The 24649-nt window shown below is 66.8% G+C and carries 26 protein-coding genes; 16 read left to right on the forward strand and 10 right to left on the reverse strand.

Annotated features, from left to right (window positions below):
• Nucleotides 1–18 precede the first annotated feature (18 nt).
• Both CXY91_RS01375 and CXY91_RS01380 read left to right on the forward strand, forming a co-directional pair.
• A complete protein-coding gene (locus CXY91_RS01375; protein WP_100959067.1) occupies nt 19–504 on the forward strand; it encodes a GNAT family N-acetyltransferase in 486 nt (161 codons plus the stop codon).
• Nucleotides 505–617: 113 nt separating this feature from the next.
• A complete protein-coding gene (locus tag CXY91_RS01380) occupies nt 618–1325 on the forward strand; it encodes a glutathione S-transferase N-terminal domain-containing protein (protein ID WP_100958989.1) in 708 nt (235 codons plus the stop codon).
• Nucleotides 1326–1455: 130 nt separating this feature from the next.
• Here the strand turns inward: CXY91_RS01380 and CXY91_RS01385 are convergent, their stop codons facing one another.
• Nucleotides 1456–1830, reverse strand: a complete 375-nt coding sequence (locus CXY91_RS01385) for a DUF2147 domain-containing protein (RefSeq protein ID WP_100958990.1) — start codon at nt 1828–1830, stop codon at nt 1456–1458.
• A gap of 362 nt (nt 1831–2192) precedes the next feature.
• Here CXY91_RS01385 and CXY91_RS01390 point away from each other — a divergent pair, with 362 nt between their 5' ends.
• Nucleotides 2193–2462, forward strand: coding sequence for a sel1 repeat family protein (locus CXY91_RS01390; protein ID WP_244543676.1), 270 nt, complete (start codon nt 2193–2195; stop codon nt 2460–2462).
• Nucleotide 2463: 1 nt separating this feature from the next.
• On the opposite strand, the gene CXY91_RS01395 is transcribed toward CXY91_RS01390, so the two are convergent.
• The gene (locus CXY91_RS01395) at nt 2464–3006 is read right to left on the reverse strand and encodes a GNAT family N-acetyltransferase (protein WP_100958991.1); all 543 of its coding nucleotides are present in this window, start codon (nt 3004–3006) and stop codon (nt 2464–2466) included.
• Nucleotides 3007–3285: 279 nt separating this feature from the next.
• On the opposite strand from CXY91_RS01395, the gene ndk reads away from it, so the two are divergent.
• Entirely contained in the window at nt 3286–3708 is a 423-nt protein-coding gene (gene ndk / locus CXY91_RS01400) for a nucleoside-diphosphate kinase (RefSeq protein WP_057192434.1), read from the forward strand.
• A 76-nt stretch (nt 3709–3784) separates the two neighbouring features.
• Here ndk and CXY91_RS01405 read toward each other — a convergent pair whose 3' ends face one another.
• Nucleotides 3785–4609, reverse strand: coding sequence for a MipA/OmpV family protein (locus CXY91_RS01405; RefSeq protein WP_091829679.1), 825 nt, complete (start codon nt 4607–4609; stop codon nt 3785–3787).
• A 226-nt stretch (nt 4610–4835) separates the two neighbouring features.
• On the opposite strand from CXY91_RS01405, the gene CXY91_RS01410 reads away from it, so the two are divergent.
• Both CXY91_RS01410 and CXY91_RS01415 read left to right on the forward strand, forming a co-directional pair.
• A complete protein-coding gene (locus tag CXY91_RS01410) occupies nt 4836–6926 on the forward strand; it encodes a molybdopterin-containing oxidoreductase family protein (protein ID WP_100958992.1) in 2091 nt (696 codons plus the stop codon).
• 169 nt (nt 6927–7095) lie between these two features.
• Nucleotides 7096–7407, forward strand: a complete 312-nt coding sequence (locus CXY91_RS01415) for a hypothetical protein (RefSeq protein WP_091829675.1) — start codon at nt 7096–7098, stop codon at nt 7405–7407.
• Nucleotides 7408–7419: 12 nt separating this feature from the next.
• On the opposite strand, the gene CXY91_RS01420 is transcribed toward CXY91_RS01415, so the two are convergent.
• On the reverse strand, nt 7420–8163 hold the full coding sequence (locus CXY91_RS01420; protein WP_248307304.1) for a glutathione S-transferase family protein: 744 nt from the start codon (nt 8161–8163) through the stop codon (nt 7420–7422).
• Between the two features lie 85 nt (nt 8164–8248).
• Between CXY91_RS01420 and CXY91_RS01425 the strand changes: the two genes are divergently transcribed.
• A complete protein-coding gene (locus CXY91_RS01425) occupies nt 8249–8995 on the forward strand; it encodes a helix-turn-helix transcriptional regulator (RefSeq protein ID WP_091829673.1) in 747 nt (248 codons plus the stop codon).
• 9 nt (nt 8996–9004) lie between these two features.
• On the opposite strand, the gene purN is transcribed toward CXY91_RS01425, so the two are convergent.
• Both purN and purM read right to left on the reverse strand, forming a co-directional pair.
• On the reverse strand, nt 9005–9625 hold the full coding sequence (purN, locus tag CXY91_RS01430; RefSeq protein ID WP_100958993.1) for a phosphoribosylglycinamide formyltransferase: 621 nt from the start codon (nt 9623–9625) through the stop codon (nt 9005–9007).
• Nucleotides 9622–10692: a phosphoribosylformylglycinamidine cyclo-ligase gene (gene purM / locus CXY91_RS01435; RefSeq protein WP_100958994.1), complete on the reverse strand. Its 1071-nt coding sequence runs from the start codon at nt 10690–10692 to the stop codon at nt 9622–9624. Before purM ends, purN begins: the two co-directional genes overlap by 4 nt.
• Before the next feature lie 247 nt (nt 10693–10939).
• Between purM and CXY91_RS01440 the strand changes: the two genes are divergently transcribed.
• The 3 genes from CXY91_RS01440 (at nt 10940) to CXY91_RS01450 (ending at nt 13319) form a co-directional block, all read left to right on the forward strand.
• The gene (locus CXY91_RS01440) at nt 10940–11470 is read left to right on the forward strand and encodes a CDP-alcohol phosphatidyltransferase family protein (RefSeq protein ID WP_091829669.1); all 531 of its coding nucleotides are present in this window, start codon (nt 10940–10942) and stop codon (nt 11468–11470) included.
• 69 nt (nt 11471–11539) lie between these two features.
• Nucleotides 11540–12634 (forward strand): AI-2E family transporter, encoded by a 1095-nt coding sequence (locus tag CXY91_RS01445; RefSeq protein WP_100958995.1) that lies wholly within the window; start codon nt 11540–11542, stop codon nt 12632–12634.
• A complete protein-coding gene (locus CXY91_RS01450; RefSeq protein WP_100958996.1) occupies nt 12621–13319 on the forward strand; it encodes a P-loop NTPase family protein in 699 nt (232 codons plus the stop codon). The genes CXY91_RS01445 and CXY91_RS01450 overlap by 14 nt, the downstream gene beginning before the upstream one ends.
• 4 nt (nt 13320–13323) lie before the next feature.
• Here the strand turns inward: CXY91_RS01450 and CXY91_RS01455 are convergent, their stop codons facing one another.
• Together CXY91_RS01455 and CXY91_RS01460 are read right to left on the reverse strand one after the other, a co-directional pair.
• Entirely contained in the window at nt 13324–14556 is a 1233-nt protein-coding gene (locus CXY91_RS01455) for an acyl-CoA desaturase (RefSeq protein WP_248307305.1), read from the reverse strand.
• Between the two features lie 82 nt (nt 14557–14638).
• Nucleotides 14639–15268 carry a hypothetical protein gene (locus CXY91_RS01460; protein ID WP_100958998.1) on the reverse strand — a complete coding sequence of 210 codons (630 nt, stop codon included), beginning with the start codon at nt 15266–15268 and terminating at the stop codon, nt 14639–14641.
• 148 nt (nt 15269–15416) lie between these two features.
• Here CXY91_RS01460 and CXY91_RS01465 point away from each other — a divergent pair, with 148 nt between their 5' ends.
• The 3 genes from CXY91_RS01465 to ppx all read left to right on the forward strand — a co-directional run bounded on the left by CXY91_RS01465 (nt 15417) and on the right by ppx (nt 19957).
• Nucleotides 15417–16097, forward strand: coding sequence for a TetR/AcrR family transcriptional regulator (locus tag CXY91_RS01465; protein WP_100958999.1), 681 nt, complete (start codon nt 15417–15419; stop codon nt 16095–16097).
• A gap of 145 nt (nt 16098–16242) precedes the next feature.
• Complete coding sequence (locus CXY91_RS01470; RefSeq protein WP_091829656.1) at nt 16243–18459, forward strand: RNA degradosome polyphosphate kinase; 2217 nt, start codon at nt 16243–16245, stop codon at nt 18457–18459.
• A complete protein-coding gene (gene ppx / locus CXY91_RS01475) occupies nt 18395–19957 on the forward strand; it encodes an exopolyphosphatase (protein WP_100959000.1) in 1563 nt (520 codons plus the stop codon). The genes CXY91_RS01470 and ppx overlap by 65 nt, the downstream gene beginning before the upstream one ends.
• On the opposite strand, the gene CXY91_RS01480 is transcribed toward ppx, so the two are convergent.
• On the reverse strand, nt 19899–20789 hold the full coding sequence (locus CXY91_RS01480) for a bestrophin-like domain (RefSeq protein ID WP_100959001.1): 891 nt from the start codon (nt 20787–20789) through the stop codon (nt 19899–19901). The genes ppx and CXY91_RS01480 overlap by 59 nt on opposite strands.
• A 76-nt stretch (nt 20790–20865) precedes the next feature.
• Nucleotides 20866–22005 (reverse strand): ribonuclease D, encoded by a 1140-nt coding sequence (rnd, locus tag CXY91_RS01485; RefSeq protein WP_091829650.1) that lies wholly within the window; start codon nt 22003–22005, stop codon nt 20866–20868.
• Nucleotides 22006–22147: 142 nt separating this feature from the next.
• Between rnd and aspS the strand changes: the two genes are divergently transcribed.
• From aspS to CXY91_RS01500, 3 genes are read left to right on the forward strand one after another with little or no spacing between them, the layout of a single operon-like run.
• Entirely contained in the window at nt 22148–23926 is a 1779-nt protein-coding gene (gene aspS / locus CXY91_RS01490; RefSeq protein WP_100959069.1) for an aspartate--tRNA ligase, read from the forward strand.
• 6 nt (nt 23927–23932) lie between these two features.
• Nucleotides 23933–24304 (forward strand): hypothetical protein, encoded by a 372-nt coding sequence (locus tag CXY91_RS01495; RefSeq protein WP_091829648.1) that lies wholly within the window; start codon nt 23933–23935, stop codon nt 24302–24304.
• Between the two features lie 6 nt (nt 24305–24310).
• Complete coding sequence (locus CXY91_RS01500) at nt 24311–24610, forward strand: hypothetical protein (RefSeq protein ID WP_100959002.1); 300 nt, start codon at nt 24311–24313, stop codon at nt 24608–24610.
• Nucleotides 24611–24649: the final 39 nt, after the last annotated feature.

A 24649-nucleotide genomic window follows, 5' to 3' on the forward strand; every position in this document is an offset into this window, starting at 1 on the left:
TTCCTGATGGAGACGACGATGGCCGAGGCAGCCGATCATGCCGCTGTGACCATGCGCGAGGCGCGGCGCGAGGACGTTCCACGCATCGCCACCCTGATCATGCTGGGCGCCGCCATGCAGACGCGCACGCTCGCCGAGATCGAGGAGGAGGCGCAGAACCCGGCCTATCTCGCTGCCTTCGCGGAAGTCGACGCCAGCCCCTACAACACGCTCTTCGTCGCCGAGCTCGACGGCAAGGTTGTCGGCACCTTGCAGCTCACGCTGATCCCGGGTCTGGCCTATCGTGGCCGCAAGCGCGCCAAGCTCGAAAGCGTCCACGTTCACCCCGACCTGCGCGGCCGGCGCGTCGGCGAGGCCATGGTCGCCCATGCCGTCGAGGTCGCCCGCCGGAAGGGCGCCGGCCTCGTCGAGCTCACCTCGGACAAGGCGCGCGAGGCGGCGCATCGCTTCTATCTCCGCATCGGCTTCAGCCAGACCCACGAAGGCTTCAAGCTGGCGCTGTAAACGCGCTGTCCGCATGCCGCGCCCGCTCCGGGCGCACGGCGCCGGCGCTTACGCTGGCCGGACCCGCGACCTAGATGTCCTGTCGACCCGCAACAACCCGCGAGGACTGGGACATGGCAGCAGTGCAGGGCAAGCCGATCGATCTCCATTACTGGCCGACGCCGAACGGCTGGAAGATTTCCATCATGCTCGAGGAAACGGGGCTGCCCTACAACGTCATCCCGGTGAACATCGGCAAGGGCGACCAGTTCAAGCCGGAGTTCCTGGCGATCTCGCCGAACAACCGCATGCCGGCGATCGTCGATCCCGAGGGGCCGGACGGCAAGCCGATCTCGGTCTTCGAATCCGGCGCGATCCTGCAATATCTTGGCCGCAAGACCGGACAGTTCTATCCGACCGACGAGCGCGGCCGCGTCGCCGTTGACGAGTGGCTGTTCTGGCAGATGGGCGGCTTCGGCCCGATGCTCGGCCAGACCCACCATTTCCGCATCTACGCGCCGGAGAAGGTGCCCTACGCGATCGACCGCTACACCAACGAGGCCAACCGCCTCTATGGTGTGCTGAACAAGCGTCTCGAAGGCCGCGACTACATCTGCGACGACTATTCGATCGCCGACATGGCCTGCGTCGGCTGGGCCCGGGGCTGGGAGCGCCAGGGCCAGGACATCAAGCAGTTCCCCAATGTCGGGCGCTGGCTCGACACGGTGCTGGCGCGCCCGGCGGTCCAGCGCGGCCTCAAGGTCGCCGAGGAACTGCGCAACCCGGCGGGCATCTCGACGCCGGAGGAAAAGGCGGTCCTGTTCGGCCAGAAGGCGCGCTGAGGCGCCGACTTGGCACTGTCGTCATGCTCGGCCGTGTGCCGAGCATCCACGTCTCTGACGTCGCATGCGAGCGGCGAAGCAAAGGCGTGGATGGTCGGGACAAGCCCGACCATGACGGGCGAGCCTGGTTTCAGTTGCTGCGCGACCACTTCACAGAGCGGCAGATCAGCCCGCCCATGACGCAGCCGGAGGTGGTCAGCGTGTCGCCCGAGAGCGACATCGTGCCGGAATAGGTCTTGCCGTCCTCCGGGTTGAAGGCGCTGCCATTCCACTTGCCGGCACTGGCCGGCTTCATGTCATAGAAGATTCGCTGGCCGACCTTCGCGGGGCCATTGGCCTCCTTGAGCCAGGAGATCGTGCCGCACATCGCCTCGCCGCATTTGGTGAAGCGCACCTTCGAGGCGCCGGTGTCGCGCAGCCAGGTGCCGGTGACGTCCTGCGCCGCAGCGGGAACGGCGACTGCGAGCAGCAGGCCGGCAGCGGTGATGATGGGGCGAATGGCCATGGCGTTCCTCCTCGGGATGGCGATCTTCGTCGCTCAGATGGTTCAGATGTAAACCATATCCGAACCGGCGCCGGCTTCCAAGATGGCAAGTCATGAAGGGCCGCTCGTCGCGCTGACCTTGGGGCAAGGTGAATCGCAGGTTGACGCGCCGGTCGCTGCCGGATTCCCATCCTATTGAAATTGCTGATGAATTGGCCCGATGAATCTGAATCGAATCTTGCTTTAACCGCTCGTTTGCGACTCGTTGAGCTTCGATTCATCTCAAAATTTAGCGGGTTGTTTTACTGCCCGGCCCGAACCTCTCCTCACGAGTTGCGGCCTCCAGACGGGCTGGCATCGAAGGGAAACAGGGAGAGTTTGTCATGGCACGCATGGAAATGAGCGCAATCCCGGCCTCGCTGGCGATCCCGATGGAAGCCTCCGCCGACGCCTATTACGAGCTCGGCCTGATGCATGCGTCCGGCCGCTCCGGCCCGGTCGATCTGGTCGCGGCGCAGACCTGGTTCAACGTCGCCTTCGCCAAGGGCTGCGCCCGCGCCGCGGCGCATCGTACCGAGCTCGCGCTCGAGATGAGCCGTGACGAGGTCGCCGAGGCGCTGCGCGAGGCGCGCAGGTTCCTGACCCGGCACTGAATCAGACCCGCAGCCGCGCCATCGTGAGCGCATCGACATAGCTGCCGGCACGGAAAGCGTAAGCGCGCAGAAGACCCTCCGGCTCGAAACCGAACTTGCGGTAGAGCGCAATAGCCACCGCATTGTCGGAGTAGACCGTCAGTTCCAGCCGCTTCAGTCCGAACCAGTTGTCGGCGGCGTCGACGAGTTCGCCGAGCAGCGCCGTGCCGACGCCGGTGCCATGGTGATTATCGTGCACGCCGATGCCGATATAGGCGACATGCGCCCGCCGGCCGCGATAGCGCTCGATGCCGGCCTGACCGATGAGTTCGCCATCGCGCAATGCGACGATGTTAAGTCCCTCGGTATCCGGATTCTCCAGCCAGCGCCGCGTCACTTCTGTTCGCTGATAGGGCAGGCGCAAGGTTCCGGCGCGAAAACGCGGCAAATTGACCAGCGTCGTCAGCGCTTCCACATCATCGCTGCGCACAGCCCGGATCAGCAGCCGGCCGGAGCCAGGTGACTGCTCCGCTTCGTCGGATGGATCGGCTCTTTCGATTGTCATGTCTGCTCTCCTGGATAGCCGGGAGAGCTGAATTCGATCGAACCCTGCTCGCCGCGGCAGGGTGCGTGGGGGATGATCGCGGCGCGGTTAGCGCAATGCCGATCCCGCACACCCTTCCGGGTGCGTCGACATCAGGATTACGAGGGCAGCCGCGGCGATCATGGCGCGGATCATAACGGCGGATCGCGGGCCTGCAAGGTGCGTCTCAGCCTTGTGGCCGGGGGAGGGCGCCGCTATAAGCGCGCCGCATTCCCCGATTTTCCCGCAAGGATCACAACGATGGCTGTCCAGCGTACCTTCTCCATTCTCAAGCCCGATGCGACGAAGCGCAATCTCACCGGCGCGGTCAACGCGGTCATCGAGAAGGCCGGCCTGCGCATCGTCGCGCAGAAGCGCATCCAGATGACCACGGCGCAGGCGCAGACCTTCTACGCCGTCCACAAGGAGCGCCCCTTCTTCGGTGAGCTCGTCGAGTTCATGACTTCGGGCCCGGTCGTCGTGCAGGTCCTCGAAGGCGAGGACGCGATCGCCAAGTACCGTGAGGTGATGGGCGCGACCAACCCGGCCAATGCCGCCGAGGGTACCGTCCGCAAGCTCTTCGCCCAGTCGGTCGGCGAGAACACCGTGCACGGCTCGGACGCGCCGGAGACCGCCGCGATCGAGATCGCCCAGTTCTTCGCTGGCAACGAGATCGTCGGCTGAGCCGATCGTCTGTTCCGGAAACAAGAAGGGCGGGTCCGCTGGACCCGCCCTTTTTCGTTGCGTGGCTTGAAGCGCCTCAGAACCCGAGATCGAAGGCGTAGCTCGCCGAGATGCCGAAGGTGACGGAGTCGCGGTCGCCGAAGGCCTTGACGATCGGCGCCTTGGCGGCGTCGCCCATCAGGCGCTTGTATTCGACATAGGCGGTGGTCTGCAGCTTGTCGGACCAGTGATAGGTCGCCTGCGCGATCGCGCCAATCGAGTGCACGCCGGCATTGTAGCGCTGCAGCAGGCCGCCGGTGCCCGCGGTCGTGCCGCCGAAATAGGTGCGGACATAGTCGGCGCCGACGATGGTCATGCGCGGGCCGACGCCGAGCGACCACGAGCCGATGCGCTGGAACACGTCGACCTTGGCCTCGGCGACCATCGCGTCATGGGCGACGATGCCGCGGCGCAGGTCGATGCGGGTGCGCAGCCAGGAAGTGGGGTAGAACTCGACGAAGGCGCCGGCCTCGGCACCGAATTTGGTGTCGGGCACGCCCATGATGCGCAGGGCGACATTGGTATCGGCCTTGCGCTGCCAGAGCAGGTTGCCGGAAAAGCCGACGCGCCAGGCCTGGCCGGAGAAGAAGCCGATGCTGATCGCGTCGTCCTCGGAGGTCCACCAGGTGCTCTTGGTGCCGCGCCCCAGAGAGATGATCGGCCGCGGCCGGAAGACGTAGTCGTTCGATCCGGAATAGTCCGGCTGGTAGCGCAGGCCGGCGCCCAGCGTCAGGTGCCAGTTCTGCACCTGCTCGGGCGAGGTGTATTGCGCATACTGGGAGGACTGTGCCTTCGCCGGGGCGGTCAGCGCCAGGGAAAGGCATGCGGCCGCAAGGCCGGCAAGGAACGCAACGCAACGCATCGTCAGAACTCCGGCGCGTGAGCGCCTTGGACTACTCGGATGCCGTCAACTTGAATCATTAGTCTTAACCCGGAGTTGACGAGCAGCCGCCAGCGGCACCGCTGCTCGTATGGCTGATGGCCCGGCCGAATCCCCAGCCGCCGGTGACCCGCACCTTGCCCTGCCGCCGCAGGGCAATGCAACCGCCCCGCTTCCGCCAAACCTGGACCTGTTCTAGGAAGGAGGCATGACAGAGCTTCCTCGTATCGCGCGCCTGCCTTCGGTCTGCCCGCATGATTGCCCCTCGGCCTGCTCGCTCGAGGTCGAGGTCATCGACGGCCGGACGACGGGCCGTGTCCGCGGCAACAAGCGCCAGAGCTACACGGACGGTGTGATCTGCGCCAAGGTCGCCCGCTACGCCGAGCGCATCCATCACCCGGACCGGCTGCTGCATCCGCTGCGCCGCACCGGCCCGAAGGGCTCCGGTGCCTTCGAGCGCATCTCCTGGGACGAGGCGCTGGACGAGATCAGCAGGCGTTTCCTCGCGATCGAGGCCGAGCACGGCGCCGAGGCGGTCTGGCCCTATTACTATGCCGGCACCATGGGCCTCGTGATGCGCGACGGCATCAATCGCCTGCGCCATGCAAAGCGCTATTCCGGCCAGTTCTCGACGATCTGCACGACCACCGCCTGGACCGGCTTCATCGCCGGCACCGGCCGGCTCGCCGGCCCAGATCCGCGCGAGATGGCGAAGTCGGATTGCGTGGTGATCTGGGGCACCAACCCGGTGCACACGCAGGTCAACGTCATGCACCACGCCGTCAAGGCGCGGAAGGAGCGCGGAGCGAAGATCGTCGCGATCGACATCTATCGCAACGCCACGCTCGACCAGGCTGATCTGCCGCTCGTGCTCAAGCCCGGCACAGACGGTGCGCTCGCCTGCGCCGTCATGCATGTGCTCTTCCGCGACGGCCATGCCGACCGCGACTATCTTGCCCGCTTCGCCGATGCGCCGGAGGAGCTGGAAGCCCATCTCGCCACCCGCACGCCGGAATGGGCGGCGGCGATCACCGGCCTCAGCGTCGCCGATATCGAGGAATTCGCCACCCTCGTCGGCACGCGCAAGAAGAGCTTTTTCCGGCTCGGCTACGGCTTCGCCCGCCAGCGCAACGGCGCGGTCAACATCCACGCTGCCTCCTGCATCCCGACCGTGACCGGGGCCTGGCAGCACGAGGGCGGCGGCGCCTTCCACTCGAACAGCGGCATCTACAAATGGCGCAAGGGCCTGATCGAGGGCCTCGACAAGGTAGACCGCAATGTCCGTCAGCTCGACCAGTCGCAGATCGGCCGCGTCCTTACCGGCGATGCGCAGGCGCTGCGCCAGGGCGGACCGGTCAAGGCGCTGTTCATCCAGAATACCAACCCGGTCACGGTCGCGCCCGAGCAGGAGCTGGTGAAGCGCGGCTTCGCGCGCGACGACCTCTTCACCGTCGTGCACGAGCAGTTCATGACCGAGACCGCTGCGATGGCCGACATCGTGCTGCCGGCGACGCAGTTCATGGAGCATGACGACCTCTACCAGGGCGGCGGCCACCAGCACATCATGTGGGGCGGCAAGCTCGTCGACCCTCCGGGCGAATGCCGCTCGAACCATGAGGTGATCTGCGCCCTGGCGCAGCGCCTCGGCGCCGAGCATCGCGGCTTCGGCATGACGCCGCGTGAGCTTGTCGACTGGACATTGCGGGAGACCGGCCGCGGCACGCTCGAGGAGCTGGTCGCCAATGATTTCATCGACGTGCAGCCGGATTTCGAGACGGCGCATTATCTCAAGGGCTTCGGCTGGCGTGACGGCAGGTTCCGCTTCAAGCCGGACTGGACCAAGGTGCCGAACAGCAACGAGGGTCTTGTCGGTCCGCATGAGGCGCTGCCCTCGCTGCCCGATCATTGGGATGTGATCGAGCAGGCGGATGAAGAGCATCCGTTCCGGCTCGCCACGAGCCCGGCCCGCAATTTCCTGAACTCCAGTTTCACCGAAACGGCGACCTCGCAGAAGAAGGAGGGTGCGCCGACATTGATGCTGCATCCTCTCGACGCGGCGGCGCTCGGCATCGCCGCGGGCGACCATGTCACGGTCGGCAACCGGCGTGGCACGGTCGAGCTCGACGCGGTGCTGTTCGACGGCCTGGTGCGCGGCGTCGTCATCGCCGAATCGATCTGGCCGAACGGCGCGCATCGCGGCGGCCGTGGCATCAACACCATCACCGGCGCGGATTCGCCCGCGCCTTATGGCGGCGCCGCTTTCCACGACAATAAGGTCTGGATTCGCAAGGCGGTGTGACCTTTGCGTCATTGCTTTTTCGGCGGCGCTATGGACGATCCGCGCCGGGCGACGGCATGGCCTGTCGGGGAGATTCGGGTCTCCCGGGCTTGAGCCGCGGAAACGGACAGTGCGAACGATGACGAAGCGGCGGGTTGGTGCGGTCCTCTGGGCCGCGGGATTGTCTTTGTTGGTTTCCGCGGGGGCGGCGCTGGCCGCCGGCAGCACGAGCTCGCTACCGGCGCCGGACCCGACGGCGAAGAACCTGACGCCCTACATGATCCAGCTGCGCGCTTTTGACGCCTGCCTGGTCACCCAGTCGCGGCTGATGAACACGACCCGCGAGGCGGTGCACACCCCGTGCAGCTGCTATGCCAAGGGTACGGTCAACGCCATGACCAAGGACGAGCTCCAGGCCTTCCGCGACACCGGCTATTTCAACGACTCGGCCCGCGAGAAGGGCTACGACTTCATCGACCGCTGCAAGCTGAAGCGGCCCTGACGGGTCGGCGGGCTACGCCGCCTCGTCCTTGAAATAGCGCGAGCGCATGCGCCCGGCATAGGCGACGAGGTTGGCGTTCTCCTGCAGCGCGCTGCGGATCGGCGAGTCGAAGACGTCGCACAGTCCGGCGATCATGAAGGCGCCGAGCGTCGCATCGGCCCCGGATGGATCGGGCCCGGTCAGGTAGGGTTTGCCGCCCAGGATTCCGGCGATCGCGCCGAGCGCACGCCGCCCCAGTTCCAGCCGCTCGGCGTCGCTGTGGCGGCCGATGCCGTGGCCATGCAGGTTGCGGCTGATCCGGCGCTTGATCATCGCGATGACCAGCGGCCGCAGCGGCGCGGGCACGGCGTCGAAGAAGCGGCGCGGCCCCCGGTCGAAATTGGCAGGATTGGTCCAGCGTTCCTGCACCACCAGCCAGTAGACCTGATCCTCGAGCATCTTCTCGACCGCCCAGGCCGTGCCGCGCTGCTCGGCTGACAGGCCCTTGTCGAAATCGACCCCATAATTCCGCTCCAGATACATCCGGATGAAGGTGGTGTCGGGAATGGTCTTGTCGCCGTCGCGCAGCACCGGGAGCTTGCCCTTCGGCGCCTTCTGCAGATTGCCGCGTACGCGGCGATAGGGCAGGCCCGACATCTCCATCAGGATGATGCCTTTCATGCAGAACGGGCTCGGGTCGGGTTGGCCGAAGGCGGGCCCGAAGACGTGAAGCTCCAGCATGTTTCCTCCCCAGCCGATGCATTCGGTATGCAGCATGCTGCTGACACGCTCCTGACAATTCATGTCAGGGCGAGTAGAGCAGGATGAGCTTACGCCATCTTCCTATCAGCGGAACTATGCCATGCAGCGCGCTGAACGCTTGCTCGATCTGATTCAGGGGCTGCGCCGCCGGCGTCGCCCCGTCACGGCCGAGACGCTCGCCTCCGAACTCGATGTCTCCGTCCGCACCGTCTATCGCGACATCGCCGCTTTGCTCCGTCAGGGCGTGCCGGTACGCGGCGAGGCCGGCATCGGCTATGTCCTTGACGCCGGCTTCGACCTGCCGCCACTGATGTTCTCGCCCGACGAGATCGAGGCGGTTTTGGTCGGCATGCGCTGGCTCTCGGAGCGCGCAGATCCGACGCTGGCGCGCGCCGCCGAGGACGTCGTCGCCAAGGTCGCAGCGGTTCTGCCGCCGCATCTGCGTCCGATCCTGCTCGACGGGGCGCTGTTCGCGCCGGCCTATTGCAAGGATTCGGCTGTTGTCGACCAGGTCGACGCCGCTGCGATCCGCGCCGCGATCCGCAATGGCCGCAAGCTCGACATCGCCTATCGCGACGAGGCCGGCGCAGAATCGCGGCGGATGATCTGGCCGATCGGCATGACCTTCTTCGACCGGGTCCGCGTCGTCATCGCCTGGTGCGAGCTCAGGCAGGCCTTCCGCCATTTCCGCACCGACCGCATCGCCGAGCTTACCGCCCGCGAGGAGCGCTATCCCGCCCGCCGCGCCGACCTCTTCCGGCGCTGGCAGAAGGAGGAGCAGGAGGCTGCCACACGCCGGGCGATGGAGCAGCACAGCGTGCAGGGTGAGGCGGTGCCGGTGCAGTAGGCATCTTGTTCAGCGGCCGATTGCCACTCCGTCTTCCAGCCTGGTCGCTCCGGACGCCACGAGCGCCAGCGCCTGCGGGTAGATTCTGTGCTCCTGCTCCAGCACGCGCGCCGACAGGCTTGCCTCGTCGTCACCGGGCAGGACCGGCACCTTGGCTTGCAGGATGGTCGGGCCGGCATCGAGCTCGGGCACGACGAAATGCACCGTGCAGCCATGTTCGGTGACGCCGGCTGCCAGCGCCCGCGCATGGGTGTGCGTGCCGCGGAAGTCCGGCAGCAGCGAGGGGTGGATGTTGATCAGCCGGCCCTGCCAGCGCGTCACGAACCAGGGTGTCAGCACCCGCATGAAGCCGGCGAGCGCGACAAGCTCGATGCCGTGGGCCTGCAGCTCGGCGTCGAGGGCTCGCTCGAAGGCTTCGCGGTCCTTGCCGAAGGGGCGGTGGTCGACGCTGGCCGTGGCGATGCCGGCGGCCGCCGCCCGCTGCAGCCCGCCGGCATCCGGCAGGTTGGCGGCGACCAGCACGATCTCGGCCGGAAACTCGACAGCCCTGGCCGCCTCGATCAGCGCGACCATGTTCGAGCCACGACCGGAGATCAGGATCGCGGTCGGCACCCGCCTTGCCGTGCTCACAGGGCGAGCTTCCCGCGATACGTGACGGCCTCGTCCGCGCCGCGTGCCGTGACTTCGCCGAGGCGTACCGGCTTCTCGCCGGCCTCGGCCAGCGCCGCCATGACCGCATCGGCCTGAGCGGCTTCGGCGACGACGATCATGCCGATACCGCAGTTGAAGGTGCGCAGCATCTCGCGCTCGGCGACGCCGCCGACCTTTGCGAGCCAGCCGAACACCGGCGGCACGGCGATCGCCGGCAGGTCGATTGCGACACCGAGATCGTCGGGCAGCACGCGCGGGATATTGTCGGGGAAGCCGCCGCCGGTGATGTGGGCAAGCGCCTTGATGCCGGGCGCCGCCTTCAGCGCCTGCAGCAGGCTCTTCACATAGATCCGGGTCGGCTCCAGCAGCGCTTCGGCCAGCGTCTGCTCCGGCGCGAAGGGGGCGGGCGCCTCCCAGCCGAGGCCCGAGAGGGCGACGATGCGGCGGACCAGCGAATAACCGTTCGAGTGCACGCCGGAGGAGGGCAGGCCGAGCACGACGTCGCCCGCGACGACATCGGCGCGCGGCAGCAGCGTGCCGCGCTCGGCGGCGCCGACGGCAAAGCCGGCGAGGTCGTAGTCGCTGCCGGCATACATGCCCGGCATCTCGGCGGTCTCGCCGCCGATCAGGGCGCAGCCGGCCTGGCGGCAGCCCTCGGCGATGCCGCGGACGATCTCGACGCCGGCCTGCGGGTCGAGCTTGCCTGTGGCGTAGTAGTCGAGGAAGAGCAGCGGCTCGGCGCCCTGGACGACAAGATCGTTGACGCACATGGCGACGAGGTCGATGCCGATGGTCGAATGCCGGCCGCTTTCGATCGCGATCTTGACCTTGGTGCCGACGCCGTCATTGGCCGCGACCAGGATCGGATCGCTGAAGCCGGCCGCCTTCAGATCGAACAGGCCGCCGAAGCCGCCGATCTCCGCGTCGGCGCCGGGCCGGCGCGTCGAGCGCACCAGCGGCTTGATCGCGTCGACCATGGCGTTGCCGGCATCGATGTCGACGCCCGCCTGCGCATAGGTCAGCCCATTGGCGCCCGGTTTGGTCATCGGCACTCGCTCCTAAAGCCCGTTCCGATCGGCTTGCTGCGCAAGCTGATCGGTCAAACGGTCTTTAAACCATAAGTGAGAGACGGATTCACCGATCAGGTCGTTTCGACCTGATCGGATCCGGCTCTTGCTTCGCGAGCGAATAGGCAAGGGCAGGGCGGGGGGCAAGCCCTTCCGCGAAAGCGTTTCGCACTTCTCCCGCCCATGTTCTACCCTGAGACGCGATTCCGTCGGCAGGTTTCCCGCGATGACGCTTCCGAACCTGATCACCATCGCCCGGCTGATCCTCGTGCCGCTGGTGATCGTCATGATCGTCAACGGCCGCTGGGACGAAGCCTTCTTCCTTTTCGTCACGGCCGGCGTCTCCGACGCGATCGACGGCTTCATCGCCAAGCGCTTCGACATGAAGAGCGAGCTCGGCGCCTATCTCGATCCGCTCGCCGACAAGGCGCTCATCGTCTCGATCTACATTACCCTCGCCATCATCGGCATCATTCCGGTCTGGCTGGTGATCGTCGTCGTCTCCCGCGACCTGATGATCGTCACGGCGGTCATCCTGTCCTGGCTGTTGGAGAAGCCGGTGACGATCGCGCCCATTGTCGTCAGCAAGCTCAACACCGCCGCCCAGCTGGTCTTTGCGGCGCTGGTGCTCGGCTCGAAATCCCTGGAGATCGACGTCGGCGCCATCATGCCGGCGGCGCAGATCCTCGTTGCGGCCTTGACGCTAGCCTCCATGGGCGCCTACCTCGCGCTCTGGCTGCGGCACATGGCGGGCTGACCCAGAACCTTGGATGATCTGCGGTGGATCACCATAATCAAGCGCCATGGGTCGTGTAGAGGCGAGTGCATGAGTCTTCAGCGTCAATTGCTCTTCTGGTTGCTCGCCCTCGCCGTTCTCGTGCTCGCGCTGGTGCTGTTCCGGGACGTGCTGCTGCCCTTCATCGCAGCGCTGGCGCTGGCCTATCTGCTCGATCCGCTGGCCGATCGGCTGGAGCGCTGGGGCCTCAGCCGGCTGACCGCGACGATTGCGATCCTCTGCCTCTTCCTGCTCGTCTTCATCGTTGGAACGGTGCTGCTGGCACCGTTGCTCAGCCAGCAACTCGCCGGGCTGGTGGCACGTCTGCCGGGCGATGCCGCCAAGCTGCAGGCGCTGATCATGGAGCGCGGCGCGCCGCTGATCGAGCGCTTCGGCGGCGCCAAGCTCGCCGAGGATGCGCAAAGCTCGCTCGGCAATCTCGTCGGCGAGGCGACCAAATGGGCCGGCGGCTTGCTGGCCTCGCTCTGGTCGGGCGGCACCGCGATCATCGGCGTGTTCTCGCTCCTGGTGCTGACCCCAGTCATCGCCTTCTACCTGCTCGCCGATTGGGACCGCATGGTCGCGACCGTCGACGGCTGGCTGCCGCTCGACCATCGCGACACGATCCGCGGCCTGCTGCACGAGATGGACACGGCCATCGCCGGCTTCCTGCGCGGACAGGCACTGGTCTGCCTGCTGCTCGGGACGTTCTATGCGATCGGGCTGTCGCTGGTCGGCGTCAATTTCGGCGCGCTGATCGGCATCATCAGCGGCTTTCTGTCCTTCATTCCGTATGTCGGTTCTCTGACCGGCCTCGTGCTCTCCGTCGGTGTTGCCACCGTGCAGTTCTGGCCGGATTGGACCATGCCCTTGCTGACGCTCGGCGTCTTCGCCGCCGGCCAGTTCATCGAGGGCAATATCCTCCAGCCCAAGCTCGTCGGCGATTCGATCGGCGTGCACCCGGTCTGGCTGATGTTCGCGCTGCTCGCCTTCGGCTCCCTCTTCGGCTTCGTCGGCCTGCTGCTCGCCGTACCGCTCGCGGCGGTCATCGGCGTGCTCGCCCGCTTCGTGCTGCGGCAGTATCTGGCCAGCCCGTATTATCGCGGCCACACCGGCCAGGTGACTGTGCCCCGTGCCGAACCCTGAGCCGCCGGCGAAGCCGCGCCAGCTCGCCTTCGACCTGCCGGTCGACAGCCGTCACGGCGTCGAGGATTTCCTCGTCGGCCCCTCGAACGAGCTGGCCTACGGGCTGATCGAGAGCTGGCCGGGCTGGCCCGCCTCCTGGCTGCGGCTGATCGGGCCGGAAGGGGCGGGCAAGACCCATCTCGCCGCGATCTGGGCGGCGCGTGCCCATGCCTGGACGCTCTCCGCCGCCGAACTCGACGAAGCCAAGGTGCCGCATCTGGCTTCGGGCAGCGCGCTGGTGATCGAGGATTGCGACCGCGCTCCGCTCGACGAGCCGGCACTGTTCCATCTGCTCAACGCCACCAAGGCGCGCGGCGCCTCGGTGCTGCTGACGGCGCGGACCGAGCCGGGACAATGGGGCCTGAAGGTGCCGGACCTGCTTTCGCGCCTGCGTCTGGCGCCGCAAGCCGAGATCGCGCCGCCAGATGATGCGCTGCTGCGCGCGCTTCTGGTCAAGCTCTTCGTCGATCGTCAGCTCATCGTCGACACCGGCACGATCGAAGCGCTGGCGCTGCGAATGGAGCGTTCCTTCGCCGCGGCGCGCGATCTTGTCGACGCGCTCGACAAGCTTTCGCTCGAGCGTGGCCGGCGCGTCACTCGCGCCATGGCCACCGAGGTGGTCGCCTCGCTTTTCCCGGACGAGTGATCGCTCAGGCCTTCGCCGTATTCGCCGTGCCGGTCAGGCGGGCGTGGATCGTCTCGATCAGGAGGTCGTGCGCCCGCGCCGCGATCGCGTCGAGCGACGGCGTCTTGACGAACATTGCGGCTGCCTTCTCGGCCAACTCTTCGCGGCTCGGCAGGGTCGGCATGTGCCACTGCGCAATCGCGTCCTGCGCCTGCGCCTGCATCGCATGCAGTTGCTCGCTGGCCCGCGCCTGCAGCGCGGCGAGCGCCTCGCGGAACTCGGGTAGCGTCAGCGTCGGCAGATGCAGCTCGGGCAGGCCGGGCACGTTGGCATAGGCGTCACGCACGGATTGGACGATGCGCTCGACCGGGACGGAGGCGGCGAGCCGCTCGGCCGAGCGCTCGATCACCCGCGGCGGCAGCGCCTGCGACCGTTCAACCACCGCCTGAGGCGGAGCCCGCAGGTCCCAGACCAGGCGCAGCTTCGACAGGCCGAGGATCAGGTAATAGGTCGGGTCCCACTGCCACCAGCGAAAACCCTGGCGGACGCTGTATTGATAGGCGTGATGGTTGTTGTGCCAGCCTTCGCCCATGGTGATGATCGCCAGCCACCAGTTGTTCCGGCTCTCGTCGCCTGTGACGTAGTGTTTGTCGCCATGCACATGCGCCAGCGAGTTGATGCAGAAGGTGCCGTGGTAGACCGCGACCGTCGACCAGAAGAAGCCGACGAACAGCCCGCTCCAGCCATCGACGGCAAAGCAGATCAGCGCCAGCGCGAAGGCCGGCAGCAATTCGAAGCGATGCAGGAAATTGAGCTCGGGGAAGCGCGTCAGGTCGGTGACGGTCGAGGTATCGCAGCGGTCATGGCCGTTGCTGAAGATCCAGCCGACATGGGAATAGAAGAACGAGGTCTGCACCGGAGAGTGCACATCGTGCTCGGTGTCGGAGAAGCGGTGATGGTGCCGGTGCTTCGAGGCCCACCAGATCACACTCTTCTGCGCCGTCGACTGGGCCAAGAAGGCGAGGACGAACTGGCCGATCCTGCTGGTCTTGTAGGTCCGGTGCGAGAAATAGCGGTGGTAGCCGCCGGTCACCGCGAACATGCGCAGCCAGTACAGGCCGAAGGCGAGCCAGAGCGAGGTGGCGCTGACGCCGCTCCAGAGCGCCCCGAAGCAGGCCAGATGCGCCAGTACGAAGGGAATGGCCGAGGGGTAGACGATATCGCCGTGGTCGTCGGCGTGCTGGTTCTGCTCTGACAAGTTGGCTCTCTGGACTACGTTTGAAGGCATGCGGGATTCACATGCCGACCAAACAGCAGGGGCGTGACGGGTGCAAGCGCCGTCAGCGTCGCAGCACTGGAAATGGCAGGACGTTGACGATGAGGCGCAGCGCGGCGGCGCCGAGCAGCGCTGCGATGAAAGGCCAGTACGCCATGTCGAGCTGCGCGCGCTTGCCGAAGGTGACCATGAAGCTCAGCCAGATGTACCAGGCGCCGAACAGATGCAGCCGACGCCAGGCGACCGCGCCGATCAACGCGGCCGTCCGGTCGAACGAGGTCGCCGCCATCGCCGCGATCACGAGATAGGCGCTGCCGCCGGCGACCAGCATGCTCGACCCGCCCAGTTCCGCGAACAGCTTCGGATCGGTGACGGCGAGCGCGATGATGGCGATGGCGTGCAGCAGGTGCGAGACCGCGAAGCCGAGGCCGAGCTGCCGCCGGTTGCGCAATTGCCAGCGCGTCCATGGATTCGGCCGGATGCGAAACATGGCGGAGGCAGTAAAGGCGAGGAGGAAGAGGGCGAGCGAGGTCCGCGCTGTCAGCCGGATCGCCATGCGGATGCCTTCGCTGCCGCCAGTCGAGGCGAAGGCGGCAAGGGCTGCAATCGTCAGGATGGCGGCGAGGGCACCCAGCAGGGGCCAGCCGTCGAGGCTTGGTGGACGAACCGGGCTGCTTTTTGCTTCGTTCGACATTGTCGCTACCCGCTTGCGTGCTTCAAGATGTAATCAACGATTACATTCGGCGAGGGGGATGGCAATGGAATGTAATCGATGATTACATAACCGTGATGAGCGGCCCGATGGCTGCAGGGGAATGGCAATCTGGTCTAGGCTCGCTGCGATGAGCACGGCGAAAGCGAGTCGGACGGGATCGGGCGAGAGCGGGGCAAGCGGCTCGTCCTATCATCATGGCAACCTGCGCGAGGCGTTGATCGCGGAAGGGCTGGCGCTGGCTGCCGAAGGCGGGCTCGAGGCGGTCAGCATTCGCGAAGTGGCGCGCCGCGTCGGCGTCTCGCCGGCGGCTCCCTTCCGGCATTTCCCCGACAAGGTCGCGCTGATGACGGCGGTGGCCGAGGAGGCGATGGCGCGCTTCCAGGTCGAGATCGCTGCCGCGTTGGCTCGCGAGACCAGCGACGATCCGATCCGGCGCATCCGCGCCATCGGCAAGGCCTTTCTCGACTGGGCGAGGCGCAATCCGACGCATTTCGAGATCATCTCTTCGCGCCGGGCGATCGATTTCGCCGGCTCGGCCTCGCTCGGCGCAGACAATGCCCGGATCCAGGCGCAGATGGTGAGCCTGCTGGAGGAGGCGGGCCGGCGCGGGCTCCTGAGGGTCGACGACCCGCAGCTGATCCAGACCACCGGGCGGGCGCTGGTCTACGGCCTGGCGCGCATGCTGATCGACGGGCAGTTCCCGAGTTGGGGCGTCGCGGAGGACGAGGCCGAGGATGTGATGGAACGCTCGCTCGATCTTTTCCTCGCCGGCTTGCTGAAACATCCGGTGACAGGAGAGCGTTCATGACGCTTGCGCCTCGCATGTCATCGAACCGTCACGCTACGATGGCTTCAAGGCGAGGGCGGCCACTGCGGCTGCAAGCAAACCGACACAGAACACAGCTACAGGACCGGCAGTGGCACGAGCGGCGTCGACAGCGAGAGCAAAGCGCATGACCCAAGATGTGGCGGAAGCGCCGGTTCCGAAAACGGCAGTGCCGGCTTCCGAGGCTGCGGTCCTTCATCTGGACGAAGATCTCCGGCAGTCGCCGAAGCGCTTCATGAATCGCGAACTGTCCTGGCTGCAGTTCAACCGGCGGGTGATGGAGGAGGCCTCCAACCGCAACCACCCGCTGCTGGAGCAGCTGCGTTTCCTCTCGATCTCGGCGAACAATCTCGACGAGTTCTTCATGGTCCGCGTCTCCGGCCTGCGCGAGCAGCTCAAGGCCGGCGTGGTGACGCCGAGCCAGGATGGCCTCAGCCCGGCCGAGCAGCTTGCGGCCCTCGGCGAGGCGGTCTCGGCCCTGACCCGCGACCAGCAGATCCGCTGGACCGAGCTGAAGCAGGACCTGGAAGCGAACCGGATCGTGCTGTTGCGCCCCGCCGATATCGGTGCGCAGGACCGCATCTGGCTGGAAGACCGCTTCCTGCACTATGTCTTCCCGGTGCTGACTCCGTTGGCGATCGACCCGGCCCATCCCTTCCCGTTCATCCCCAATCTCGGCTTCACCATCGCGCTGGCGCTGGAACGCGTCAGCGACGGGCGCGCGCTCGATGCGCTGATCCGCGTGCCGGTGAAGATGGACCGCTTCATCGAGTTGCCCGATCTGGCCCGCGAGGGCGTCCAGCGCTTCATCATGCTGGAGGACCTTGTCGCGCTGTTCATCGGCAAGCTCTTCCCCGGCTACGAGGTCAAGGGCACGGGTTCCTTCCGCATCATCCGCGACTCCGACCTCGACATCGAGGAGGAGGCGGAGGACCTGGTCCGCGTCTTCGAGACCATGCTGAAGCAGCGCCGCCGCGGCGTCGTCATCCGTCTCGAGCTCCATGCCGACATGCCCGCCCATCTGCGCAGCATGATCATCCGCGAACTCAAGGTCGATCCCGACGAGATCGTGGTCGTCGATGGCATGATCGGCCTGAACGAGCTGTCCCAGCTCGTCGGCGTCGACCGCCCGGACCTGAAGTTCAAGCCCTATAATGCCCGCTTCCCCGAGCGCATCCGCGAGCATGGCGGCGACTGCTTTGCAGCCATCCGCCAGAAGGACCTCATCGTCCACCACCCCTATGAGAGCTTCGACGTCGTCGTGCAGTTCCTGCAGCAGGCGGCGCGCGATCCCAACGTCGTCGCGATCAAGCAGACGCTTTATCGCACCTCTTCGAACTCGCCGATCGTCCAGGCTCTGGCCGAAGCGGCCGAGGCCGGCAAGTCGGTGACGGCGCTGGTCGAGCTCAAGGCGCGCTTCGACGAAGAGGCGAACATCCGCTGGGCCAAGGATCTGGAGCGCGCCGGCGTGCAGGTCGTCTACGGCTTCATCGAGCTCAAGACCCACGCCAAGCTTTCGATGGTGGTCCGCCGCGAAGCCGGGCAGTTCGCAACCTACTGCCATATCGCGACCGGCAACTACCACCCGATCACGGCGCGCATCTATACCGACGTCTCCTTCTTCACCGCCGATCCGGTGATGGCGCAGGATGTCGCCCGTGTCTTCAACTTCATCACCGGCTATGCCGAGCCGGCCGAGCTCGAGCGCATGGCCGTCTCTCCGGTCAACCTGAAGAAGCGCCTGCTCGACGATATCGCCGAGGAGGTCGCGCATGTGAAGGCCGGCCGCAAGGGCGCCATCTGGGGCAAGTGCAACTCGCTGGTCGATCCCGAGATCATCGACGCGCTCTACGACGCCAGCCAGGCCGGCGTTCAGATCGACTTCGTCGTGCGCGGCATCTGCTGCCTCAGGCCGGGCGTGCCGGGGCTCTCCGACAATATCCGCGTCAAGTCGATCGTCGGCCGCTTCCTCGAGCACACCCGCGTCTACGCCTTCGGCGCCGGCCACGGCATGCCCTCGGCCAAGGCCAAGCTCTATATTTCTTCGGCCGACCTGATGCCGCGCAATCTCGACCGCCGCGTCGAGGCGCTGACGCCGATCCTGAACGCGACAGTCCACCAGCAGATGCTCGAGCAGATCATGCTGGCGAACTTTCTCGACAACGAACAGAGCTGGACCATCTTGCCCGATGGCGGCTCGCGACGCATTGTCCCGCCATCGGCCGAAGAGTCGTTCAACGCCCACAAGTATTTCATGACGAATCCGAGTCTGTCAGGTCGTGGCAAATCTCTCTCCAGTTCGAGCCCTCGCAGCCTCTCCCGCCGCGCCGGCAAGAAGGCCTGAGCAGGCTTCGGGCCGTCTGAGCGTCGACGACACCATCGCGATCATCGACATCGGTTCGAACTCGGTCCGTCTCGTCGTCTATGAGAACCTGTCGCGGGCGCCCGCGCAGGTCTTCAACGAGAAGGAGATGGCTGGGCTCGGCCGGCAGGTCGCCTCGACGGGCATGCTGGCGCAGGATGCGATCGACAAGGCGCTCTCGGCGCTGGTGCGTTTCCGCATCCTCTGCGAGGCGATGCATGTCGGGCAGCTCAGGGTCATCGCCACCGCGGCGGCCCGCTATGCCTCGAACGGCCCCGACTTCATCGCGCGCGCCGAGGCCGCCGTCGGCCAGCCGATCGAATTGATCTCCGGCGACCGCGAGGCCTATCTCTCGGCGCTCGGCGTGATCTCCGGCTTCGACCAGCCGCACGGCGTCGTCGGCGACCTCGGCGGTGGCTCGCTCGAGCTGATCTCGGTCGACGGCGACAGGGTCGGGGAGGGGATCAGCCTGCCGCTCGGCGGCCTGGCACTGATCGACCGCTCGCGGAGCTCCATGAAGGCGGCCGAGAAGATCGTCCGTGACGATCTCGACCATCACCCGCAGCTCGCCGCCATGCGCGGGCGCGATTTCTACGCCGTCGGCGGAACCTGGCGTGCGCTCGCGACCCTGCATCAGCGCCAGTCTGGCTACCCGCTCAACGTCATGCACGGCTATATCGTGCCGGCGCGCGAGGCGAGCGACTTCGTCCGGCTGGTAGAACGCGCCGACGCCTCGATGCTCGAAGCGATCGAGGCGGTCTCTTCGGCGCGGCGTCCGCTTCTCGCCTATGGCGCGCTGGTGCTCGACCAGATCATCAAGCGCGGCCGGCCGCGCAATGTCGTGATTTCCGCCAATGGTGTCCGCGAAGGCCTGCTGCACGAGCAGCTCGACGAAAGCGAGCGCTCTGCCGACGCGTTGCTGCGCGGCGCCGAGGACTACAACAAGCTGCGTGCGCGCGACCCGCGCCATGCCGCCGACCTGATCGCCTGGACCGACAAGCTCGTCGCCAGCGCCTACCCGCACGACGATCCTGCTTTGCAACGGCTGCAGCTCGCCGCCTGCCTGCTCTCTGACATCGGCTGGCGCGCCCATCCCGACTATCGCGGCGAGCAGACGCTGAACGTCATCGCCCATGCTTCGTTCAGCGGCGTCGATCATGCCGGGCGCGCTTTCCTGGCGCTGACGGCGTTCTATCGCTATGCCGGCCTGAAGGCCTCGGCGCCGGTGGCGGAAGGGCTGCGACGGCTGCTGACGGTGCGCCTGCTCGAGCGCATGCACATCCTCGCTGCGGCCTTCAGGGTCGCTTATCTGATCTCGGCCGGCATGCCCGGCATCCTGTCGCGGGCGCCGCTGGCCTGCGTCGACAGCCGGCTCGTCCTGCGCCTGCCGGATGATCTGAAGTCGCTGGCGAGCGAGCGCGTTACCGGGCGGCTGAAGCAGCTCGCCAAGCTGCTCGGGCGCGAGATCGACATCCGCTGAACGGCGGGAGCGCTTCTAGCGCTTTATGAGGCCTTCGAATGCCGTCGGCTGGATCGAGATCCGGCCGATGAAGGGCCGGTCGTGCGCCAGGATGACGAAATAGGCGGCCGAGGCGACCAGCACGTAAAGGGTGGGCCGCCACGATCTGCATGCGGAAGGCATGGCTGTTGCAGATGATGATCGAGAGCAGGGTGGTCGTCGATATCAGCCACATCGCGCACCATTGCGCCCAGCTGACACCGGCGACCGAGGCGGTGAGCCGTGCGAGCCGGGCGTGGCGGATCTCCAGGAGCTGGTTGAGCAGAGGCGAATAGGCGGCAGTGATGTTAAGCCGCGAGACGAGATCGATGGCGCCGAGCAGATGCTTTTCCGATGGGTCGAAGGCCGGATCGTTGGCTGGCTTGCTTTTGGCCATCGCCGGCCAGTCCACGGTGACGACCCCGCGGAGATAGTCCTGCAATTCTTTGGTTAGCGTGGCGCGCGTCTCCTCGGGCAGCACCACGGCCAGGGTGAGCGCCGTCTCCACCGCATCCGCCTCGCGCTGCACGGCAGTCCGGGCCGAGACGGCGTCGTTCCAGATGCCCACCGCCGAGAAGGCGACGATCAGCGCAAACAGCGCCCCGCAGGTGTTGATGATGGAATCGCGGATCGGCAGCGGCTGGTCCAGCCGGTAGCCGAGCCGCGGGATGGCAAAGCGCACGAGGACGATCAGCAGCCAGCAGGTCGCAAGGCTCAGCGCCAGCACGGCGAGGAACATGGCGGCCAGCGGCAATTGATGGAACAGGATGAACACGTCGCCCCCGAGAATCTGCCTGCGCTCGAACGATCGCAACAGACCTCAGTTTCCTCGCGCCGGACAAGCCCCGCCTTCCGAATAGACCGGAACAGGCTTTCGCGGTGGTGGCCGTCTAGCCGACCGTCACCCGCCCGCGCACGATCTTGAGCGAGAGCGAGCCGTTCTTCAACGCCAGCGCCTTCTCGCCGAAGATCTCGCGGCGCCAGCCATGCAGCGCCGGCACATCCGCCTCGTCGTCGCTGGCGATCTCTTCGAGGTCGTCCGTGGAGGCGATGATCTTCGGCGCGACGCGCTCGGCATCGGCGGTCGCCTTGAGCAGCACCTTGAGCAGGTCGAGTACGGCGCCGTTGCCCGGCCGGCCGCGCTCGCGCTCCAGCCGGGGCAGGTCGCGCGGATCGATCGCCAGCCCCCGCTCGACCGCGGCGATCACCTCGCCGCCGGCGCGCGAGCGCTCGAAGCCGTTCGGCACGGAGCGCAACTCGCCGAGCGCCTCGGTGGAGCGGGGCGCACGCTGGACGATGTCCATCAGCGCATCGTCCTTGAGTACCCGCTGGCGCGGCACGTCGCGATGCTGCGCCTCGCGCTCGCGCCAGGCGGCGAGCTCCATCAGCACCGCCAGCTCCTTCGGCTTGCGAAGGCGCCCCTTCAGGCGCTGCCAGGCGTTCTCGGGCTTGACCTCATAGGTCCCGGGCGAGTTCAGCACCGCCATCTCCTCGGCGACCCAGCTCTCACGGCCGCTGGCGGCGAGATCGGCCTGCAGCGCGAGGTAGATGTCGCGCAGATGGGTGACGTCCGATTCGGCATAGACCAGCTGCGCCTCGCTGAGCGGGCGGCGCGACCAGTCGGTGAAGCGCGACGACTTGTCGACGCGCGCCTTGGCGAGGTCGTTGACCAGCTGCTCGTAGCCGACCGAGTCGCCGTAGCCGCAGACCATGGCGGCGACCTGCGTGTCGAACAGTGGCGTCGGCAGCACGCGGCCGAGCATCCAGACGATTTCGAGGTCCTGGCGGGCGGCATGGAAGACCTTGACCACGTTCTGGTCGGTCATCAGCGCCATGAAGGGGGCAAGATCGATCCCCTCCGCCAGCGGATCGACCATCACGGCTTCGTCCGGCGAAGCCATCTGGATCAGGCAGAGCTTCGGATAATAGGTGGTCTCGCGCAGGAACTCTGTGTCGACGGTGACGAACGGGTGCAGGGCGAGGCGGGAGCAGGCGTCGGCCAACTCTTGGGTGGTATTGATCAGCTTCATGGACGGCGCTCTTAGCAGATCACAGCGCGCCATGTCGCGGGCGTTCTTGACAACCGCGCCGCGCGCGTGTGGTTACGGCGCCAAATCGCTTGCGCGCCCGACCACGGCCGCATGGACGCCCGGAAAGCTTAAGCCAGTGACCCTGCATCGCTACCGTTCCCACACCTGCGGCGCGCTCCGCGAGAGCGACATCGGCGCCTCCGTGCGCCTCTCCGGCTGGTGCCATCGCATCCGCGACCATGGCGGCGTGCTCTTCATCGACCTTCGCGACCATTACGGCCTGACCCAGGTCGTGGTCGATCCGGATTCGCCGGCCTTCGCCGATGCCGAGAAGGCCCGTTCGGAATGGGTCATCCGCATCGACGGCAAGGTCAAGCCGCGCCTTGCCGGCACCGAGAACGCCAACCTCGCCACCGGCGCGGTCGAGGTCTTTGCGACCGCGCTCGAAGTGCTGGGCCCCTCGGCCGAGTTGCCGCTGCCGGTGTTCGGCGACCTCGAATACCCCGAGGACACCCGCCTCAAGTACCGTTTCCTCGACCTGCGCCGCGACAAGCTGCACAGCAACATCATGCTGCGCACCAGGGTGATCGATTCGCTGCGCCGGCGCATGCAGGCCTCGGGCTTTTCCGAGTTCCAGACGCCGATCCTGACGGCGTCGAGCCCCGAGGGCGCGCGCGACTTCCTGGTGCCGAGCCGCCTGCATCCGGGCAAGTTCTACGCCCTGCCGCAGGCGCCGCAGCAGTACAAGCAGCTGCTGATGATGGCGGGCTTCGACCGCTACTTCCAGATCGCGCCCTGCTTCCGCGACGAGGACCCGCGCGCCGACCGCCTGCCGGGCGAGTTCTACCAGCTCGACGTCGAGATGAGCTTCGTCGAGCAGGAGGACGTGTTCGCCACGATGGAGCCGGTGATCGCCGGCGTGTTCGAGGAGTTCGGCGAGGGCAAGTCCGTCACCAGGAACTGGCCGCGCATCCCCTATGCCGAGGCGTTGCGCAAATACGGCTCCGACAAGCCGGACCTGCGCAACCCGATCGAGATGCAGGACGTATCCGAGCATTTCCGCGGCTCGGGCTTCAAGGTCTTCGCCCGCATCCTCGAGGGCGAGAAGAACCGCGTATGGGCGATCCCCGCGCCGGGCGGCGGCTCCCGCGCCTTCTGCGACCGCATGAACTCCTGGGCTCAAGGCGAGGGCCAGCCGGGCCTCGGCTATCTCATGGTCAAGGACGGCGGCGAGGGCCAAGGCCCGATCGCCAACAACATCGGCCCCGAGCGTGTCGCGGGAATCGTCGCCCAGATGGGCCTGAAGGCCGGCGATGCCTGCTTCTTCGCCGCCGGCGATCCCGACAAGTTCTACAAGTTCGCCGGCAGCGCCCGGAACAAGGTCGGTTCCGAGCTCGGGCTGATCGACGAGAACGCTTTCGCATTCGCCTGGATCGTCGACTTCCCGATGTTCGAGTACAACGAGGACGAGAAGAAGGTCGACTTCTCGCACAACCCGTTCTCGATGCCGCAGGGCGGCCTGAAGTCGCTGGTCGAGGACGATCCGCTCTCGATCAAGGCGTTCCAGTACGACATCGCTTGCAACGGCTATGAGCTCGCTTCGGGCGGCATCCGCAACCACCGCCCCGAGGCGATGGTGAAGGCCTTCGAGATCGCCGGCTATGGCGAGGAGACGGTGATCGAGCGCTTCGGCGGCATGTACCGGGCCTTCCAGTACGGCGCGCCGCCGCATGGCGGCATGGCTGCGGGCGTCGACCGCATCATCATGCTGCTCGCCGGGGCGACGAACCTGCGCGAGGTCGCGCTGTTCCCGATGAATCAGCAGGCCGTCGATCTCCTGATGGGCGCGCCCTCGCCGGCGACGCCGAAGCAGCTGCGCGAAGCGCATCTGCGCGTGAACCTGCCCGAAAAGGAAGGCTGAGCAACCATGGCCTTCCTGCCTGCCGGGCGAGCCTTGCTGCTCGCCTGTTTCGTCGCGCTGCCGCTCGGTGCCTGCGTCGCCGGCCATGCCGATACCGCTGCCGGGCGCGCCTCCCTGCTGGCGACGACAGTCTCGCGCGCGATCGCCTGCAAGGCCGGCTCGCCGCAGCGCACGACGCTGGACCGCTTCCTCGCCGCCGAGAAGGCGCGCGGGGCGAGCGACGAACAGCTCGCCGCGGCCCGCTCGGCCTATGTCACGATCTCAGAGGCCGAGACGATCAACCAGGACATCCGCCCGCAGCCCTGCACCGCCGAGGAGCGGGCGACGCTGCGCGGCAAGATGAACGATGTCCGCGCCGGCCGCTTCGAAGCGCCCTGACCGTCCATGGCTGCGCTGAAGCCCAGCCTCGTCGCACTCACGGCCGCCGGCCTCGCCGGCTGCACCGCCATGGGGCCGATGCCAGGCACACCCGAGTCCACGGCCGCGCAGGTGTCGCGGGCCTACGATTGCGGGCTGAGGGTCGACCGCGGCCGTATCATCGCGCGCCTGCCGGCCGAGCAGCGCGGGCGCTTCGTTGCCGCCAATGCGAGCTATGCGGTGAAGTCCTACAACGCGCCGCGCCGCTGCGAGGCGTCCGAGCGCGAACGGCTCCAGGCGGAGCTGCGCCTGGGTTCCAAGCGCTGATCGGCTCTTGCCGAAAGCCGCTCATCCCGCGCAGATGCA

Source organism: Allobosea sp. FBZP-16, assembly GCF_002831785.1.
GTDB lineage: Bacteria > Pseudomonadota > Alphaproteobacteria > Rhizobiales > Beijerinckiaceae > Allobosea > Allobosea lupini.